This is a genomic window from Lelliottia nimipressuralis (genome assembly GCF_004115925.1).
Lineage (GTDB): Bacteria > Pseudomonadota > Gammaproteobacteria > Enterobacterales > Enterobacteriaceae > Enterobacter > Enterobacter nimipressuralis.
Map to the genome: position 1 here is coordinate 18,816 of NZ_SDDX01000011.1, position 17,185 is coordinate 36,000.

General features: G+C 55.2%; 18 protein-coding genes. 14 read left to right on the top strand and 4 right to left on the bottom strand.

Features of this window, described 5'->3' with window-relative positions; genetic code table 11:
• Window positions 1–82 precede the first annotated feature (82 nt).
• Window positions 83–2,104, top strand: coding sequence for an NADPH-dependent 2,4-dienoyl-CoA reductase (locus tag ETG88_RS10190; protein ID WP_129035353.1), 2,022 nt, complete (start codon window positions 83–85; stop codon window positions 2,102–2,104).
• Window positions 2,105–2,162: 58 nt separating this feature from the next.
• Here ETG88_RS10190 and rlmG read toward each other — a convergent pair whose 3' ends face one another.
• Window positions 2,163–3,299 carry a 23S rRNA (guanine(1835)-N(2))-methyltransferase RlmG gene (rlmG, locus tag ETG88_RS10195; RefSeq protein WP_107702790.1) on the bottom strand — a complete coding sequence of 379 codons (1,137 nt, stop codon included), beginning with the start codon at window positions 3,297–3,299 and terminating at the stop codon, window positions 2,163–2,165.
• Between the two features lie 84 nt (window positions 3,300–3,383).
• On the opposite strand from rlmG, the gene ETG88_RS10200 reads away from it, so the two are divergent.
• The 3 genes from ETG88_RS10200 to ETG88_RS10210 all read left to right on the top strand — a co-directional run bounded on the left by ETG88_RS10200 (window position 3,384) and on the right by ETG88_RS10210 (window position 6,199).
• Window positions 3,384–3,887 (top strand): M48 metallopeptidase family protein, encoded by a 504-nt coding sequence (locus ETG88_RS10200; RefSeq protein WP_107702789.1) that lies wholly within the window; start codon window positions 3,384–3,386, stop codon window positions 3,885–3,887.
• 70 nt (window positions 3,888–3,957) lie between these two features.
• Entirely contained in the window at window positions 3,958–4,956 is a 999-nt protein-coding gene (locus tag ETG88_RS10205; RefSeq protein WP_129035354.1) for a Gfo/Idh/MocA family protein, read from the top strand.
• Window positions 4,957–5,230: 274 nt separating this feature from the next.
• Entirely contained in the window at window positions 5,231–6,199 is a 969-nt protein-coding gene (locus ETG88_RS10210; protein WP_100778817.1) for a TerC family protein, read from the top strand.
• 19 nt (window positions 6,200–6,218) lie between these two features.
• On the opposite strand, the gene ETG88_RS10215 is transcribed toward ETG88_RS10210, so the two are convergent.
• From ETG88_RS10215 to uxaC, 3 genes are all read right to left on the bottom strand, one after another.
• Window positions 6,219–6,773 (bottom strand): YgjV family protein, encoded by a 555-nt coding sequence (locus ETG88_RS10215; RefSeq protein WP_102104842.1) that lies wholly within the window; start codon window positions 6,771–6,773, stop codon window positions 6,219–6,221.
• A 76-nt stretch (window positions 6,774–6,849) separates the two neighbouring features.
• Window positions 6,850–8,337 carry a UxaA family hydrolase gene (locus ETG88_RS10220; RefSeq protein WP_100778815.1) on the bottom strand — a complete coding sequence of 496 codons (1,488 nt, stop codon included), beginning with the start codon at window positions 8,335–8,337 and terminating at the stop codon, window positions 6,850–6,852.
• A gap of 17 nt (window positions 8,338–8,354) precedes the next feature.
• On the bottom strand, window positions 8,355–9,767 hold the full coding sequence (uxaC, locus tag ETG88_RS10225; protein WP_129035355.1) for a glucuronate isomerase: 1,413 nt from the start codon (window positions 9,765–9,767) through the stop codon (window positions 8,355–8,357).
• Between the two features lie 480 nt (window positions 9,768–10,247).
• Here uxaC and ETG88_RS10230 point away from each other — a divergent pair, with 480 nt between their 5' ends.
• The 10 genes from ETG88_RS10230 (at window position 10,248) to ETG88_RS10275 (ending at window position 17,085) form a co-directional block, all read left to right on the top strand.
• Window positions 10,248–11,546 (top strand): MFS transporter, encoded by a 1,299-nt coding sequence (locus ETG88_RS10230; RefSeq protein ID WP_100778813.1) that lies wholly within the window; start codon window positions 10,248–10,250, stop codon window positions 11,544–11,546.
• A 117-nt stretch (window positions 11,547–11,663) separates the two neighbouring features.
• Entirely contained in the window at window positions 11,664–12,440 is a 777-nt protein-coding gene (gene exuR, locus ETG88_RS10235) for a transcriptional regulator ExuR (protein ID WP_100778812.1), read from the top strand.
• A 348-nt stretch (window positions 12,441–12,788) separates the two neighbouring features.
• Complete coding sequence (gene yqjA, locus ETG88_RS10240; RefSeq protein ID WP_100778811.1) at window positions 12,789–13,451, top strand: DedA family general envelope maintenance protein YqjA; 663 nt, start codon at window positions 12,789–12,791, stop codon at window positions 13,449–13,451.
• A gap of 1 nt (window position 13,452) precedes the next feature.
• Window positions 13,453–13,836 carry an EnvZ/OmpR regulon moderator MzrA gene (mzrA, locus tag ETG88_RS10245; RefSeq protein WP_100778810.1) on the top strand — a complete coding sequence of 128 codons (384 nt, stop codon included), beginning with the start codon at window positions 13,453–13,455 and terminating at the stop codon, window positions 13,834–13,836.
• Between the two features lie 154 nt (window positions 13,837–13,990).
• A complete protein-coding gene (locus ETG88_RS10250) occupies window positions 13,991–14,359 on the top strand; it encodes a DUF1090 domain-containing protein (RefSeq protein WP_100778809.1) in 369 nt (122 codons plus the stop codon).
• Between the two features lie 29 nt (window positions 14,360–14,388).
• On the top strand, window positions 14,389–14,694 hold the full coding sequence (locus ETG88_RS10255) for an ElaB/YgaM/YqjD family protein (RefSeq protein ID WP_100778808.1): 306 nt from the start codon (window positions 14,389–14,391) through the stop codon (window positions 14,692–14,694).
• Between the two features lie 2 nt (window positions 14,695–14,696).
• Window positions 14,697–15,095, top strand: a complete 399-nt coding sequence (locus ETG88_RS10260; RefSeq protein ID WP_100778807.1) for a phage holin family protein — start codon at window positions 14,697–14,699, stop codon at window positions 15,093–15,095.
• The gene (locus tag ETG88_RS10265) at window positions 15,092–15,391 is read left to right on the top strand and encodes a YqjK-like family protein (protein ID WP_100778806.1); all 300 of its coding nucleotides are present in this window, start codon (window positions 15,092–15,094) and stop codon (window positions 15,389–15,391) included. The genes ETG88_RS10260 and ETG88_RS10265 overlap by 4 nt, the downstream gene beginning before the upstream one ends.
• Window positions 15,392–15,625: 234 nt before the next feature.
• Window positions 15,626–16,018, top strand: coding sequence for a DoxX family protein (locus ETG88_RS10270; RefSeq protein ID WP_184957379.1), 393 nt, complete (start codon window positions 15,626–15,628; stop codon window positions 16,016–16,018).
• An 80-nt stretch (window positions 16,019–16,098) separates the two neighbouring features.
• The gene (locus ETG88_RS10275) at window positions 16,099–17,085 is read left to right on the top strand and encodes a glutathione S-transferase family protein (RefSeq protein WP_129035356.1); all 987 of its coding nucleotides are present in this window, start codon (window positions 16,099–16,101) and stop codon (window positions 17,083–17,085) included.
• The last annotated feature ends 100 nt before the right edge of the window (window positions 17,086–17,185 follow it).

Genomic DNA, 17,185 nt, shown 5'->3' on the forward strand with positions numbered 1-17,185 from the left:
CCTCTTTTCCTCTTTTGCCCGCGAGTGGCTAAATTAGTAACTCATCCGACCACATAACAATAATTTTACACTGGAAGAGATTATGAGCCGCTATCCGTCGCTTTTTGCCCCCCTCGATCTGGGGTTTACTACGCTCAAAAACCGCGTGTTGATGGGCTCTATGCATACCGGTCTGGAGGAGCATCCTGACGGCGCAGAGCGTCTGGCAGCGTTTTACGCCGAACGTGCGCGTCACGGCGTGGCGCTGATTGTCACCGGCGGCGTCGCCCCTGCCCCCTCGGGTGTTGGCATGGAAGGCGGTGCGGTGTTGAACGATGCCAGCCAGCTGCCCCATCACCGGCTTGTCACCGATGCGGTGCACAAAGAGGGCGGTAAAATCGCCCTGCAGATCCTGCACACCGGGCGCTACAGCTATCAGCCGCATCTGGTGGCCCCTTCCGCCATACAGGCGCCGATTAATCGCTTTAAGCCGCACGCCCTCACCCACGAAGAGATCCTCGCCTTGATCGATGACTTCGCCCGCTGCGCCGCGCTGGCGCGTGAAGCAGGCTACGACGGCGTAGAGATCATGGGCTCCGAAGGCTATCTGATTAACGAGTTTTTGGCCGCCCGCACGAACCAGCGCGACGATGAATGGGGCGGCGATTATCCGCGTCGGATGCGGTTTGCCGTGGAAGTGGTGCGCGCCGTGCGCGAGCGCGCCGGGGCTGATTTTATTATCGTGTTTCGCCTGTCGATGCTCGATCTGGTCGAAGGCGGTGGCACGTTCGAGGAGACCCTCCAGTTGGCGCTGGCCATTGAAGCGGCTGGCGCGACCATCATCAATACCGGCATCGGCTGGCACGAGGCGCGTATCCCTACGATTGCCACGCCGGTCCCGCGCGCAGCGTTTAGCTGGGTAACGCGCAAGCTGAAAGGCAAAGTGTCGATCCCGCTGGTCACCACCAACCGCATTAACGATCCGCAGGTTGCAGATGATGTGCTGGCAAAAGGCGATGCGGATATGGTGTCGATGGCGCGTCCGTTCCTCGCCGATGCCGAGCTGCTTTCCAAAGCGCAGAGCGGCCGCGCGGACGAGATCAATACCTGTATTGGCTGTAACCAGGCGTGCCTGGATCAGATCTTTGTCGGTAAAGTCACCTCATGCCTCGTCAATCCGCGCGCCTGTCATGAAACCAAAATGCCGATTGTGCCTGCGGTGAAAACCAAACGACTGGCCGTGGTCGGCGCAGGCCCTGCGGGACTGGCATTCGCGGTAAATGCCGCGTCGCGCGGCCATTCGGTGACGCTGTTTGACGCGCTGGCGGAGATCGGCGGGCAGTTTAATATCGCCAAACAGATCCCCGGCAAAGAGGAGTTTTACGAAACCCTGCGCTATTACCGCCGAATGATCGCCCTGACAGGCGTGGATCTGCGGCTCAATCAGTTTGTCCGCGCGGAAGATCTGGCGGCGTATGACGAAGTGATCCTCGCCAGCGGGATCGCCCCACGCACACCCGCGATCGAAGGAGTCGATCATCCAAAAGTGTTGAGTTATCTCGACGTGCTGCGCGACAAAGTTCCGGTCGGCGAACGGGTGGCAATTATCGGCTGCGGCGGCATCGGCTTTGATACGGCCATGTATTTAAGCCAGCCGGGCGAAGCGACCAGCCAGAACATCGCCGAGTTTTGCGTGGAATGGGGTATCGACACCAGCCTGAAACAGTCCGGCGGCCTGCGCCCGGAAGGGCCACAGCTGCCGAAAAGCCCGCGCCAGATTGTGATGCTCCAGCGTAAAGCCAGCAAACCGGGCGATGGGCTGGGGAAAACCACCGGCTGGATCCATCGCGCGACGCTGCTTTCTCGCGGCGTGAAGATGATCCCGGCGGTGAGTTATCAGAAGATCGACGATGAAGGGCTGCATATCACCCTTGCCGGTGAACCGCAGGTGCTACGCGTGGATCATGTGATTTTATGTGCCGGGCAGGAGCCGAAACGCGATCTGGCCGATCCGCTGCGCGAGGCCGGGAAAACGGTGCATTTGATTGGCGGGTGCGATGTGGCGATGGAGCTGGACGCCCGGCGCGCGATTGCGCAGGGAACCCGTCTGGCGCTGGAAATCTAGGTCATGTACGCCCGGTAAACATAGCGCTACCGGGCATAACCGTCGCAGCAGAGCCAGCTTAGCGACGACGCCCCAGTTTCACGGCCTTCAGCACCACAAATTTGTTATTGGTGGCGACCGTAGAGCAGTTACCGAAGATCTTCTTCAGCTTGTGGAAGTAGTCGAGGTGGCGGTTCGCCACGATGTACAGCTCACCGTTAATTTTCAGGCAGCGACGCGCGTGGTGGAACATTTCCCAGGCCACGTTATCCGTCAGGGCATGTTTCTGGTGGAACGGCGGGTTGCACACCACTGCGTTAAAGCGGAATGGCTCTACGCCCGACAGCGCGTTGTTGATCATAAACTCGCAGCGATCCAACGCTTCCGGCATGTTGGTTTCAACATTCAGGCGGCTTGAGGCCACGGCCATTGGCGATTCATCGGTGAAGATAACGCTGGCTTCCGGGTTTTTCTCAAGCAGGGTCAGGCCGACAACGCCGTTACCACAGCCGAGATCGACGATTTCGCCTTCCAGATTGTCCGGCAGATGTTCCAGGAAGAAGCGCGCGCCGATATCCAGCCCCGTGCGCGAGAAGACGTTCGCATGGTTGTGAATGGTCCAGTTGGTTCCTTCCAGCTTCCAGCTCAGGGTTTCTGGCGCGTCTTTCAGCTCAGGATTGCTGAATGTGCAGTTAATCAGACGGGCTTTTTTCCACGCCAGCGTCGTGGTGGTAGGACCCAGCACTTTTTCGAACAGCTCAAGAGTCGAGTTGTGAATATCACGCGCTTTGGCGCCCGCAATAATCCGCGTTTCCGGTGTCACCACATGACGCAGCGCGCGCAGCTGCTGCTCCAGCAGCGCCAACGTTTTAGGGATCTTGATCAGCACAACGCCCGGTGCTTGCGGGTACTCCGCCGTGCTGTCGAGGAATTTAACGCTCGATTCCGCAATCTCGTTGTGACGCAGGTTTTCACGTGTCGCAAGCTCGCTCAAATAGGAATCGCCGATGCTGTAAGGCGTGTGTTCGGCCAGCGCGCAACCCAGCGCACCAAAGGTGTCATTCAGGATCAGAACCGGGCCGACAATTTCAGTGTCATCCAACTGTTGCAGCAGATATTCATCCGCCGCTTCCCACGCCTGAAGCGGGTTAACGTCGTCCGTTTCCGGGAAACGTTTAAGATTGAGTGAACGGAAACCGTTGTCTAAGTGGCTCATCGGCCCTCCTGAGTGGTAAAATTTGGCGTTATCCCTGAAAAGGGTGCGTGAGTATACCCTTTTTATTATTCAGGTGGAGCGTTGATGAGCAATCTTAGTTATCTCCAGGGCTATCCGGAGAATTTACTTTCCCAGGTCCGCACCTTAATTGCCGAACAGCGCCTGGGCAGCGTTCTTGAAAAACGTTATCCAGGAACACACAGCTTCGCGACGGATAAAGCGCTTTGGCAGTACACCCAGGATCTGAAAAGTCAGTTTCTGCGTAACGCCCCGCCCATCAATAAAGTGATGTATGACAACAAGATCCACGTGCTGAAAAACGCGCTGGGTTTGCACACCGCCGTGTCCCGCGTACAGGGCGGAAAGCTGAAGGCCAAAGCGGAAATCCGCGTCGCCACCGTGTTTCGCAATGCGCCGGAGGCTTTTTTGCGGATGATCGTGGTGCATGAGCTGGCGCATCTGAAAGAAAAAGAGCACGACAAAGCCTTCTACGCCTTGTGCTGCCACATGGAACCGCAATACCACCAGCTGGAGTTTGATACGCGCCTGTGGCTTACGCATTTATCGTTAAAGAGTAATGAGGGTTAACGCACTGGTTTTGTCATGTGTGCGTGCTAAAGTGACAAAAGGTTCCCCGTTACGGAGTACGTGAACGTTTATGATACGTTTCGCAGTTATAGGCACGAACTGGATCACGCGTCAGTTCGTCGACGCCGCCCATGAAACCGGCAAATTCAAACTCACCGCCGTCTATTCCCGCAGCCTTGAACAGGCGCAGACTTTTGCTAACGATTACCCTGTCGAGCATCTGTTTACCTCCCTTGAGGAGATGGCGCAGAGCGATGCCATTGACGCGGTGTATATCGCCAGCCCGAATTCGCTTCACTCCCCGCAAACGCTGCAGCTCCTCGCCCACAAGAAACATGTGATTTGCGAGAAGCCACTGGCGTCCAATATTCAGGAAGTGGAAGCTGCCATTCAACTGGCGCGGGAAAACCAGGTGGTGCTGTTCGAAGCGTTTAAAACCGCCAGCCTGCCTAACTTCCTGCTGTTGCAGCAATCATTGCCGAAGCTTGGCAAAGTGCGCAAAGCCTTTATCAATTACTGCCAGTACTCCTCGCGCTACCAGCGCTATCTGGACGGCGAAAACCCTAATACCTTTAATCCGACCTTCTCGAACGGCTCGATTATGGATATTGGCTTTTACTGTCTGGCCTCTGCGGTGGCCCTGTGGGGCGAGCCGCACGGCGTGATCGCGACCGCCAGCCTGCTCGACAGCGGTGTCGATGCTCATGGCGTCGTGGTGCTGGATTACGGCGATTTCAGCGTCACGCTCCAGCACTCCAAAGTCAGTGATTCTGTGCTGCCTAGCGAGATTCAGGGCGAAAATGGCGCACTGGTGGTTGAGAAGATCTCGGAGTGTCAGAAAGTCAGCTTTATCCCGCGTGGCGGTAAGGCGCAGGAGCTGACGCAACCTCAGCATATTAACACTATGCTGTATGAGGCAGAGGTGTTCGCACGTCTGGTAGAGACCAATGAAGTGAACCACCCAGGGCTTGCCGTGAGCCGCACGACGGCGAAACTGCAGACCGAAATCCGCCGTCAAACCGGCGTGGTGTTCCCTGCGGATGATGTGAGCACGACAGCGCTCGCGTAAAGCTGTGTAATAGAATCGTTAAGGGCATTGACGAAAACCGTGTCCTGACATATTTTGTTACCTGCAAAGGGGAGTAACTTCATTGCCGGTGGGTCGTCATTACGATGCGTGCAATACCGCATCCGGTCGCCGGGCAACGAAAAAGAGTCACGAGATGTGTTCTTTTTGGTTGTAAGTGAGACCTTGCCGGAAGGCGAGGTCCCTGCATAAATAACGCAACGGCTATCGTCTTCTGACGTTGGCCGTTTTTGTTTTTATGGAAGGAAAAATCTCTATGCACTCTGTCGGCACTCCAATGTTATGGGGCGGTTTCGCAGTCGTGGTGGTCATCATGCTGGCGATCGACCTTTTTTTACAGGGCCGTCGCGGCGCACATGGCATGACCATGAAACAGGCCGCGGCCTGGTCGCTGGTGTGGGTAACGCTCTCTCTGCTGTTCTGCGCCGCGTTCTGGTGGTATCTGGCGTCAACGGAAGGCCGCGCGGTGGCCGACCCGCAGGCGCTGGCCTTCCTCACGGGCTATCTGATAGAAAAAGCCCTCGCCGTTGATAACGTCTTTGTCTGGCTGATGCTGTTCAGCTATTTTGCGGTGCCTGCTGCGTTGCAGCGTCGCGTGCTGGTCTACGGCGTGCTGGGCGCAATTATTCTGCGTACGGTGATGATCTTTGCCGGTAGCTGGCTGATTACGCAGTTCGAATGGCTGCTGTATGTCTTCGGCGCGTTCCTGCTCTTCACTGGTGTGAAAATGGCGCTGGCGAAAGAGGATGAAACGGGGATTGGCGAGAAGCCGCTGGTGAAATGGATCCGTGGGCATCTGCGCATGACCGACACCATCGACAACGAGCACTTCTTCGTGCGTAAGAACGGCCTGCTGTTTGCCACGCCGCTACTGCTGGTGCTGATTCTGGTTGAACTGAGCGACGTGATCTTCGCGGTCGACAGTATTCCGGCTATCTTCGCGGTGACCACCGACCCGTTCATCGTGTTGACGTCTAACCTGTTTGCGATCCTCGGTCTGCGTGCGATGTACTTCCTGCTGGCCGGTGTGGCGGAGCGCTTCTCGATGCTGAAATACGGGCTGTCGATCATCCTGGTGTTTATCGGTATCAAGATGCTGATCGTCGATTTCTACCATATCCCGATCGCCGTCTCGCTGGGCGTGGTATTTGGTATTCTGGCGCTGACGCTGATCATTAACGCCTGGGTTAACCACCAGAACGATAAGAAACAACAGGCGCAGTAAGTGCGCCCTCGCCCTTCCGTCAGCGGACGGAGGGGCTCTCTTCCTGCACCGCTTTTTCCACTTTAAACGGATCGATTCCCCGCCGCTGCATCCGCCAGAAGCGGATAATGTTCAGACCGTTCATCAGCAGAAAACTCCCCTCAATCAATGTTCCGCCAATCGAGCCCAGCCAGAAATTGTGGATCACCCAACAGCAGGTGGAACACCAGATGACGCAGCGCATGGTCAGGCCTTTACAGCGAAACAGCGCCCAGGTGCTCACCAGCGTGCCGGCCACCGGCAGCAGTTCGATGGGGTGATGGAATTTCGCCAGCCCCAGTCCGGCGGTCAGGACGATAAATATCGCCATAACCCACAGGCTGCGCGTGCGCAGAGTGATGAGCGTTCGTACCGCATTGAGCATTGCGCTCGATCCGGCCGGAAACGCACCCATCAAAAAGAAATGCACGCCGATAATGGCGCTGTAGACCGAAAGCTGTTTTTTGAATTTCCGCTCGTCGCGGTTGATGAAGGTGGTGATTCCCACCAGAAAGGCGATGACCCCAACGCCCTGGGCAAGCCAATACGTGGTCATGAAAATTTCCTGTTCAGACAAAAACAAACGGCGCCTCAGAGTGAAAGCGCCGTTTCTTATGCTAACGCTAATGGACTTACAGCGTTACGCCGCTTTTGAAAATCGCCAGCTCGCGGAAATCGTTACGCTCATTGCAGGTCTGCTTGCCGTTGGCAAACTCCACGATGGTGTCGATAAACTCATTCAGCAGCTGCGGCATGGCTTTACCGTGAATCAGCTGCCCGGCGTCAAAATCGATCCAGTGCTTTTTCTTCGCCGCCAGCTCGCTGTTGGTGGCAATTTTCACCGTTGGCACAAAACCGCCGTACGGCGTGCCGCGTCCGGTGCTGAACAGCACCATATGACAGCCCGCGCCCGCAAGCGCACTGGTCGCGACGGCGTCGTTCCCCGGCGCGCTGAGCAGATTCAGACCGTGCGTTTTCAGGCGTTCACCATAGCGCAGCACGTCCACAACCTGGCTGGCACCGGCTTTTTGCGTACAGCCGAGGGATTTCTCCTCGAGCGTGGTAATGCCGCCCGCTTTGTTGCCCGGTGATGGGTTTTCGTAAATCGGCTGATTGTGCGCGATGAAATACTGTTTGAAGTCGTTCACCATGGTGACGGTTTTTTCAAACGTCGCTTCGTCGCGGCAGTGGCTCATCAGAATGCGTTCCGCGCCGAACATTTCCGGCACTTCGGTCAGCACGGTGGTCCCACCGTTGGTGATCATGTAATCCGAGAAGCGGCCCAGCATCGGGTTGGCGGTGATGCCCGACAGACCATCGGAACCGCCGCACTCCAGACCGAACTTCAGCTCGCTCAGTTTGCCCGGCTCGCGCGTGTCGTGACGCATCACCTCATACAGCTGATGCAGCTGTTCGAGACCCGCCTCCACTTCGTCATCCTGATGCTGGCACACCATAAAGTGCACGCGCTCAGGATCGAAATCCCCCAGCGTTTCACGGAAGGCATCGACCTGGTTGTTTTCACATCCAAGGCCAATCACCAGCACCGCACCCGCATTCGGGTGGCGCACCATGTTTTGCAGCATGGTGCGGGTGTTAATGTGGTCGTCGCCCAGCTGCGAGCAGCCGTAGGTGTGGCTGAACAGGAACACGCCGTCGGTGCCTTCGGCATTGTTGGTCTCTTTCAGAAAACGATTCTGAATTTGACGCGCAATCCCATTTACGCAGCCGACGGTTGGCAGGATCCACAATTCGTTGCGGATCCCGACTTCTCCGCTGGCCCGGCGGTAGATCTGAACATCGCGATCCTCCCCCTGCCCTTCTTCAGCCTGAAAATCAGGTTGATAGCTGTACTCGTCCAGATCGCTGAGATTGGTGCGGGTATTGTGGGAATGAATATGTTCACCCGGCGCAATATCCGCCAGCGCATGACCGATCGGCAAACCATACTTCACCACATTCTCGCCTTTCGCGATGGGGAACACGGCAAATTTATGCCCGCGAACAATCGCCTGACGCAGGGTGATGGTCTGGTTTTCCACGGTAACTTCCGCGCCTTCGGTCAGATCCGCCAGCGCTACGGCAACGTTATCCAGCGAATGGATCTTGATGTATTGCATATCAACCTCAAACGGCCTTAGTTCAGTTCAATGGCGAAGTAGTCGCGCGCATTGTTAAAGCAGATGTTTTTCACCATTTCGCCCAGCAGTTGGATATCGGCTGGCGCTTCACCCGCAGCTACCCAGCGGCCAATCATCTGGCACAGAATGCGGCGGAAATATTCATGGCGGGTATAAGAGAGGAAACTACGGCTGTCGGTCAGCATCCCCACGAAACGGCTCAACAGGCCCAGCTGCGCCAGCTGCGTCATCTGACGTTCCATGCCGTCTTTCTGATCGTTGAACCACCAGCCGGAACCAAACTGCATCTTGCCTGGCATCCCTTCGCCCTGGAAGTTACCAATCATGGTGCCCAGCACTTCGTTGTCGCGCGGGTTCAGGCAGTAAAGAATGGTTTTTGGCAGCAGGTTTTGTTCGTTCTGTTTGCTCAGCAGTTTTGACAGCTCTTCCGCCATCGGACGGTCGTTGATGGAGTCAAAGCCCACGTCTGCACCCAGCAGTTTGAACTGGCGCTGGTTGTTGTTGCGCAGTGCACCGATGTGGTACTGCTGCACCCAGCCGCGACGCGCGTATTCCGCGCCGAGGAAGACCAGCACGGCCGTTTTGAACTGAGCCACTTCGTGTTCGTTCAGGGACTCACCCGCCAGACGGCGCGCCAGGATACTGTCCAGCTCGGATTCATTCGCTTCCGCAAACAGCACTACATCGAGCGCATGGTCAGAAACTTTACAGCCGTGAGCCGCAAAGTGGTCCAGACGTTTGGTGAGCGCCGTTTGCAGATCGGTGAAACGACGGATATCGGTGTCAGCAACTTCGGCAAGCTTCGCCATGTAGTCGCCAAAGGTCGCCTGCTCAATGTTGAACGCTTTATCCGGGCGCCAGCTAGGCAGCACTTTGACATCAAAAGAGGTGTCTTTGGCGACAACCGCGTGGTGTTCCAGTGTATCGATCGGATCGTCAGTGGTACCGACCATTTTCACGTTCATCTGCTTCATGATGCCGCGCGCGGAGAATTTATCCTGCGCCAGCAGCTCGTTGCACTGGTTCCAGATCTCGTCAGCAGTAGAAGGCGAAAGCAGTTTGCCGGTGATACCGAACGGACGACGCAATTCCAGATGGGTCCAGTGGTAGAGAGGGTTGCCGATAGTGTGCGGCACGGTTGCAGCCCAGGCGTCAAACTTCTCGCGGTCAGACGCGTCGCCGGTACACAGGCGCTCGGCCACGCCGTTGGTGCGCATCGCGCGCCATTTGTAGTGGTCACCCTTCAGCCAGATGTCATACAGGTTTTTGAAACGGTAATTTTCGGCAACCTGCTGCGGCGGTAAATGGCAGTGGTAGTCGAAAATCGGCTGATCTTTTGCGTAGTCGTGGTACAGACGGCGGGCAAATTCGGTATCTAACAGGAAATCTTCGGTCATAAACGGCGTCATTATCGTCTTCCTCTATAACGAGAGCGTCAGAAAGCTATTGCTTATGTTCAGATGCTGCAAAGTTATCACACCAATTTCCAGAGACCGATGTTTTTTTCGTGAGTTAGATCAATAAACGTCGACAAATAAATTACCCCTAAAGGAGCAAACCCCGTCGTAACCCGCGCCACTCCTGGCTTTGTGTGGGGTGAATAATGACCCTACAAAGATTCACACTTTTGTGATGTCACTCACCTTTTAAAGTTGTATGACAAGTTATCTTTTTGCCGTCGCAACATATAAGCCGACGGAATGCATTACCGGTGTGAAATCATCGGAATTAGCGGTACGGATACCGACTTATGCACGATTACAACTGGCAAGGTTCGGGCCGTTCCGGGAGTCACTCCCGGTTACGCCCTCCCGTTACAAGACAGCTCCCGGCAACGGTCGAGATGTACCGTGCCCCGGCGCGGCAATACTATAACGATGAGGTTTTACATGCGTAAAATTAAAGGGTTACGTTGGTACATGATTGCACTGGTGACGCTCGGCACCGTGCTGGGTTACCTGACGCGTAACACCATAGCGGCGGCTGCGCCAACGCTAATGGAAGAGCTGCACATCTCCACACAGCAGTATTCCTACATTATCGCGGCCTACTCCGCGGCTTATACCATCATGCAGCCAGTTGCGGGCTACCTTCTCGATATCCTCGGTACCAAAGTGGGCTACGCCTTCTTCGCCGTGACCTGGGCTATCTTCTGCGGCGCAACAGCGCTGGCAGGCAGCTGGGGTGGACTGGCACTGGCGCGTGGTGCGGTCGGTGCGGCAGAAGCGGCAATGATCCCTGCGGGTCTGAAAGCCAGCTCTGAGTGGTTCCCGGCAAAAGAGCGTTCTATCGCTGTAGGCTACTTCAACGTCGGTTCCTCTATCGGTGCGATGATTGCTCCGCCGCTGGTCGTGTGGGCGATTGTGATGCACAGCTGGCAGTTAGCGTTCATTATCTCCGGTGTGCTGAGCTTTGCCTGGGCGATGGCGTGGCTGATCTTCTACAAACACCCGCGCGATCAGAAGAAACTGTCTGACGAGGAACGCGACTACATCATTGGTGGTCAGGAATCCCATCACCAGACCAACAACGGTAAAAAAATGTCCGTCTGGCAGATTCTGGGTACCCGTCAGTTCTGGGGTATCGCCCTGCCGCGCTTCCTGGCAGAACCGGCCTGGGGCACATTTAACGCCTGGATCCCGCTGTTCATGTTTAAAGTCTACGGCTTTAACCTGAAAGAAATCGCGATGTTCGCCTGGATGCCAATGCTGTTTGCTGACCTCGGCTGTATCGTCGGCGGCTACCTGCCACCGCTGTTCCAGCGTTGGTTCGGCGTGAACCTGATCGTGTCCCGCAAAATGGTGGTGACCATGGGCGCACTGCTGATGATTGGCCCAGGTATGATCGGCTTGTTCACCAGCCCATACGTGGCAATTGGCCTGCTGTGTATCGGTGGTTTTGCGCACCAGTCTCTGTCTGGCGCACTGATTACCCTCTCTTCTGACGTCTTTGGACGTAACGAAGTGGCGACCGCCAACGGCCTGACCGGCATGGCAGCCTGGACTGCGAGCACCCTGTTTGCTCTGGTGGTCGGTGCACTGGCTGACACCATCGGCTTCAGCCCGCTGTTCGCCGTGCTGGCTATCTTCGACCTGATGGGTGCAGTGGTGATCTGGACGGTGCTGAAGAACCAGTCTGCCGAGGAGCTACTCAATAGCTCGGTGGGTGGGCCCGCCGAACAAAGTTAGGGTTTGATCTGAGATCAACTAAAGCCGCCTCCGGGCGGCTTTTTCATGGGGAAATCTGGAGACTGGCTCGCAAAAGTGGTATAACAAATCATCTGCCGTACCCTGCCTGGAGCGCATATGGAAATCACCGAATCACGTCGTTTGTATCAGCAACTTGCTGCCGAGCTGAAAGATCGCATCGAGCAAGGTGTCTATCTCGTCGGTGATAAACTGCCAGCCGAACGCTTTATTGCTGATGAAAAGAGCGTCAGCCGGACCGTGGTGCGTGAAGCGATCATCATGCTCGAGGTAGAAGGCTACGTTGAGGTGCGCAAAGGCTCCGGCATTCATGTGATTTCCAATCTGCCAAAACACTCCCCGGTGCCGGATGAAAGTCTGGAGTTCGCCAGCTACGGTCCGTTTGAACTGCTCCAGGCCCGTCAGCTGATCGAAAGCAACATTGCGGAATTTGCCGCGACCCAGGTGACCAAGCAGGACATCATGAAACTGATGGAAATCCAGGACCAAGCGCGCAAAGAAAAATGTTTCCGTGATTCCGAATGGGACCTGCAATTCCACGTTCAGGTGGCGCTGGCGACGCAAAATACCGCCCTCGCTGCAATCGTCGAAAAAATGTGGACTCAGCGCGTTCACAACCCGTACTGGAAGAAATTACACGATCACATTGATTCCCGTACCGTCGACAACTGGTGCGACGATCACGATCAGATCCTTAAAGCGCTGATTCGTAAAGACCCGCATGCGGCGAAACTGGCGATGTGGCAGCATCTGGAAAACACCAAGCTGATGCTGTTCAACGAAACCAGCGACGACTTTGAATTTAACGCCGACCGCTATCTTTTTGCCGATAATCCGGTGGTTCATCTCGATACCGCAACCAGTCAGGCAAAATAGTTCCCCTTAACGCTGGCAGGCGCACCGTTGCGCCTTCCGGCTCGCTGTGAGTCAGTAAACATATATAGTGTCAGCCTGTGTAAATACCCTCGCGTCACTTCCTCTCCATAGGCCAAAATCATTTCCCCGGCCGATCGCAAAATCTGTGACGTATTACGTTGGGCTTTGTTACAATTGGATGCAAATTGCATTTTTTAGTTAGTGCTTGCTTACCTAGCCATTAAACAGGGATCAGTTCTGGCCACCACAATGTGTCCGCGAGCGACCATAATGAAATCATAAACGATGTCGCTGAGCTGTTTACCCCGAATAACAGGCGAGACGTTAACCGATTTCCAGGAACACTGAATGGAACTTTTGACCCAATTACTGAACGCCTTATGGGCTCAGGATTTCGAAACCCTGGCCAATCCGTCCATGATAGGCATGCTCTATTTCGTCTTGTTTATGATTCTGTTCCTTGAGAACGGACTGCTTCCTGCCGCCTTTCTGCCGGGTGATAGCCTTCTGGTGCTGGTCGGCGTGTTATGCGCTAAAGGGGCCATGGCATTTCCGCAGACGGTGTTACTGCTCACTATCGCTGCCAGCCTTGGCTGCTGGCTGAGCTACATTCAGGGACGCTGGCTTGGTAATACGCGGATCGTTCAGAACTGGCTATCTCATCTTCCGGCCCACTATCACCAGCGCGCACACCATCTGTTCCACAAGCATGGCCTCTCCGCGCTGCTGATTGCGCGCTTCATCGCTTTCGTCCGTACCCTGTTGCCAACCATCGCGGGGCTTTCTGGCCTGAGCAGCACTCGTTTCCAGTTCTTCAACTGGATGAGCGGCCTGCTGTGGGTGCTGATTCTGACGACCCTCGGCTACCTGCTGGGCAAAACGCCGGTGTTCCTGAAATATGAAGATCAGCTGATGTCCTGCCTGATGCTGCTGCCGGTGGTGCTGCTGGTCTTTGGTCTGCTCGGTTCGGTATACGTGCTGCTGAAGAAAAAATACGGGGCCAGGGATTAATATGGTCATCTCGCCGCATTCCCTGCGCCGGTTGTCCTACGCCCTGATCGCGCTGATGATCCTCAGCGCGATGGTGCTTATCTGGACGGCGGTTCAGCATCAGGAATCGACGCTGGCCATTCGCCCGATGAACCAGGGTGCCAGTGTGCCGGACGGTTTTTCTGTCTGGCACCACCTTGATGCCAACGGAATTCGTTTTAAAAGCATTACGCCGCAGGACGACGTTTTGCTGATTAAGTTTGACTCCAGCGCTCAAAGCGCCGCCGCGAAAGAGGTGCTCGACCGCTCCCTGCCGCGGGGTTATATCGTTGCACTGCAGGACGATGAGAGTCAGACTGCATTGTGGTTAACGCGCCTGCGAGACACCTCGCACCGGTTTGGATAATTACCAGGATTCTGAATCTTTTCACTCACTTTGGTGATAACCCCGTTTACTTACTATGCTTAAGTACGCGGAGCACCCCTCAGATGTTCTCCGCATGACACTGGAAACGCGGCATACTCTTCGGACTGCCGTAACACAATGGAAGGTTTCTACAATGAAATACCGCATCACTCTGGCTTTGGCCCTTTTGTCTTTGAGCACCGCGTCCTTTGCGAACACTCTCTGTCAGGAGAAAGAAAAGGACATCCAGCGCGAAATCAGTTATGCCGAAAAGCATAACAACCAGCACCGTATCGACGGTCTGAAAAAAGCGCTGAGCGAAGTGAAAGCCAACTGCTCGGATAGCAAGCTGCGTGCCGATCACCAAAAGAAAATCGCTGAACAGAAGGACGAGATTGCTGAACGCCGTCAAGACCTGAAAGAAGCGAAAGAGAAAGGGGATGCGGAGAAGATTGCTAAGCGTGAAGATAAGCTGAAAGAGGCCGAGGAAGAACTGAAAGCCCTGGAAGCTCGCGATTATTGAGTTAACGGAAATCTCAACAGGAGAAAATCATGTCTAAAGATACTACTTCAGAACATCTGCGCGCTGAGTTGAAATCCCTGGCGGATACCCTGGAAGAGGTACTGAACTCTTCAACGGACAAATCCAAAGAAGAGCTGAGCAAGCTGCGCTCTAAAGCGGAAAGCGCGCTGAAAGAGAGCCGTCATCGCCTGGGTGAAACCGGTGATGCGCTGGCTAAACAGACTCGTGAAGCCGCTGCGAAGGCTGACGAGTATGTGCGCGATAACCCATGGACCGGCGTAGGTATCGGCGCCGCGGTGGGCGTGGTTCTGGGCGTTCTGCTGACGCGTCGTTAATCATGGACGATCCACGTCACGCACAAGGGCCGGCTAAAAACGTCCTCGGCATCGGCCAGCGTATTTTGACGACGCTGGTGGGTATTGCCGAAACGCGAGTTCGACTGGCAGTGGTGGAGCTGGAAGAGGAGAAAGCGAATCTCTTCCAGATGCTGCTGATGCTGGGGCTCACCATGCTCTTCGCCGCATTTGGGCTGATGAGCCTGATGGTGTTAATCATCTGGGCGATCGATCCGCAGTATCGCCTCAACGCGATGATCGCCACAACGGTTGTGCTGTTGGTGGCCGCACTGATTGGCGGGATCTGGACGATGCATAAAGCGCGCAGTTCTACGCTGCTGCGTCATACCCGTCAGGAGCTGGCCAACGATCGCGCACTGCTGGAGGATGACAAGCCGTGAGTAGCACAACAGAGCGTCGCAAGCGCAAAGCGTATCTGCTAAGCCAGATCCAGCAGCAACGGCTGGATCTGACTGCCTGTCGTCGCGACTGGCTGGAAGTGACCCGTTCGTACGATCATGGCTGGAACACGTTGCTGAGCTTGCGCTCCTGGGTGCTGGTAGGCAGTAGCGTGATGGCCGTCTGGTCCGTTCGTCACCCCAGTATGCTGGTCCGCTGGGCCAGACGTGGCTTTGGCGCCTGGAGTGCATGGCGTCTGGTCAAATCAACGCTACGTCAGCAGCAGTTACGTTCCTGACACCACTGCTCTTTATGCCGGGTGGCGATTCCGTCTTACCCGGCTTCTATTTCCCCTCTTCCCTTCATTCGCAACTCTCACTCAATATCTTTGAAGAAGATTGACAGTTTTCCTTGCTAACAATTGTCATTCGTCACGTTTATTATCCTCTCCATCGACAGCAAGCACGCGGTATCTACCCGGATTTGCACACAAAAAATCGTCAGCCGCGTAAGTGGTTTTCTGGAGAGTAAAATGAAAAAATTAGAAGATGTTGGTTTACTGGTTGCACGCATTCTGATGCCAATTCTGTTTATCACTGCGGGCTGGGGCAAAATCACCGGTTATGCCGGTACGCAACAGTACATGGAAGCCATGGGCGTCCCAGGGTTCCTGTTGCCACTGACCATTCTGCTTGAGTTTGGCGGCGGGCTGGCGGTTCTGTTCGGCTTCCTGACGCGTACCACGGCGCTGTTCACCGCAGGCTTCACCCTGCTGACCGCGTTCATCTTCCACAGCAACTTTGCGGAAGGCATGAACTCCCTGATGTTCATGAAAAACCTGACCATCGCAGGCGGTTTCCTGCTGCTGGCTATCACCGGTCCTGGCGCATTCAGCATCGACCGTGTTCTGAATAAGAAGTGGTAAGCACGCTATACTCAATAAAAAAGCGAGGAGATATCTCCTCGCTTTTGCTATTTGAAGACGGAATAAAGACGGAGGAATCAATGGGACAATTAGTCGACGGCGTCTGGCAGGATATCTGGTATGACACCAAATCCACTGGAGGACGCTTCAAGCGCTCTGTTTCGGCCTTCCGTAACTGGCTCACCGCCGATGGCGCCCCCGGCCCTAGCGGTGAAGGCGGCTTTGCGGCGGAGAAAGATCGCTATCATCTGTATGTTTCCCTCGCCTGTCCGTGGGCGCACAGAACGCTTATCGTGCGCAAACTCAAAGGACTGGACGCGTTAATTCCGGTTTCTGTGGTGAATCCACTGATGCTGGAAAACGGCTGGACCTTCGACAGGGATTTTCCGGCGGCCACCGGCGACGACCTTTACCACCACGATTTCCTCTACCAGCTCTATCTGCGCGCAGACCCGCACTACACCGGACGCGTCACTGTCCCTGTTTTGTGGGATAAGAAAAACCAGACTATCGTCAGCAATGAATCCGCCGAGATCATTCGCATGTTTAATACAGCGTTTGATGCGCACGGTGCGCGGGCAGGTGATTATTATCCGCCAGAGCTGCGCGATAAGATCGATGAACTGAACAGCTGGATCTACGACAACGTCAATAACGGCGTCTATAAGGCCGGTTTCGCGACCAGCCAGGAAGCCTACGACGAAGCGGTCAGCAAGGTGTTTGAATCCCTGGCGCGTCTGGAACAAATTCTCGGTCAGCATCGCTATCTGACGGGCGACCGCCTGACAGAAGCCGACATTCGCCTGTGGACCACGCTGGTGCGTTTCGATCCGGTGTACGTCACCCACTTCAAATGCGACAAACACCGCATCAGCGACTATCTGAATCTGTATGGTTTTCTGCGGGACATTTACCAGATGGATGGCATCGCGGAAACCGTCGATTTTAACCACATCCGCACCCACTACTATCGCAGCCACAAAACGATTAACCCGACGGGGATTATCTCCATCGGGCCGTGGCAGGATCTGGACGAACCGCACGGCCGCGATACACGTTTTCGCTAAATTTTAAGGGCATCCATGGATGCCCTTTTTTATTTCACTATCTGCGACTATCCTTACCTCGATCGCTTAAAAAACAAGAGATTGTCTGAATATCGAGGCA

Excerpts from the sequence above, each read along its gene's own strand:
- ETG88_RS10255 (WP_100778808.1), top strand. The coding sequence starts at position 14,389 with ATGTCTAAAGATACTACTTCAGAACATCTGCGCGCTGAGTTGAAATCC.
- yqjA (WP_100778811.1), top strand. The coding sequence starts at position 12,789 with ATGGAACTTTTGACCCAATTACTGAACGCCTTATGGGCTCAGGATTTC.
- ETG88_RS10215 (WP_102104842.1), bottom strand. The coding sequence starts at position 6,773 with ATGACCACGTATTGGCTTGCCCAGGGCGTTGGGGTCATCGCCTTTCTG.
- ETG88_RS10200 (WP_107702789.1), top strand. The coding sequence starts at position 3,384 with ATGAGCAATCTTAGTTATCTCCAGGGCTATCCGGAGAATTTACTTTCC.
- ETG88_RS10250 (WP_100778809.1), top strand. The coding sequence starts at position 13,991 with ATGAAATACCGCATCACTCTGGCTTTGGCCCTTTTGTCTTTGAGCACC.
- ETG88_RS10205 (WP_129035354.1), top strand. The coding sequence starts at position 3,958 with ATGATACGTTTCGCAGTTATAGGCACGAACTGGATCACGCGTCAGTTC.
- ETG88_RS10210 (WP_100778817.1), top strand. The coding sequence starts at position 5,231 with ATGCACTCTGTCGGCACTCCAATGTTATGGGGCGGTTTCGCAGTCGTG.
- ETG88_RS10270 (WP_184957379.1), top strand. The coding sequence starts at position 15,626 with ATGAAAAAATTAGAAGATGTTGGTTTACTGGTTGCACGCATTCTGATG.
- mzrA (WP_100778810.1), top strand. The coding sequence starts at position 13,453 with ATGGTCATCTCGCCGCATTCCCTGCGCCGGTTGTCCTACGCCCTGATC.
- uxaC (WP_129035355.1), bottom strand. The coding sequence starts at position 9,767 with ATGACGCCGTTTATGACCGAAGATTTCCTGTTAGATACCGAATTTGCC.
- ETG88_RS10230 (WP_100778813.1), top strand. The coding sequence starts at position 10,248 with ATGCGTAAAATTAAAGGGTTACGTTGGTACATGATTGCACTGGTGACG.
- ETG88_RS10260 (WP_100778807.1), top strand. The coding sequence starts at position 14,697 with ATGGACGATCCACGTCACGCACAAGGGCCGGCTAAAAACGTCCTCGGC.
- ETG88_RS10190 (WP_129035353.1), top strand. The coding sequence starts at position 83 with ATGAGCCGCTATCCGTCGCTTTTTGCCCCCCTCGATCTGGGGTTTACT.
- ETG88_RS10275 (WP_129035356.1), top strand. The coding sequence starts at position 16,099 with ATGGGACAATTAGTCGACGGCGTCTGGCAGGATATCTGGTATGACACC.
- exuR (WP_100778812.1), top strand. The coding sequence starts at position 11,664 with ATGGAAATCACCGAATCACGTCGTTTGTATCAGCAACTTGCTGCCGAG.
- ETG88_RS10220 (WP_100778815.1), bottom strand. The coding sequence starts at position 8,337 with ATGCAATACATCAAGATCCATTCGCTGGATAACGTTGCCGTAGCGCTG.
- rlmG (WP_107702790.1), bottom strand. The coding sequence starts at position 3,299 with ATGAGCCACTTAGACAACGGTTTCCGTTCACTCAATCTTAAACGTTTC.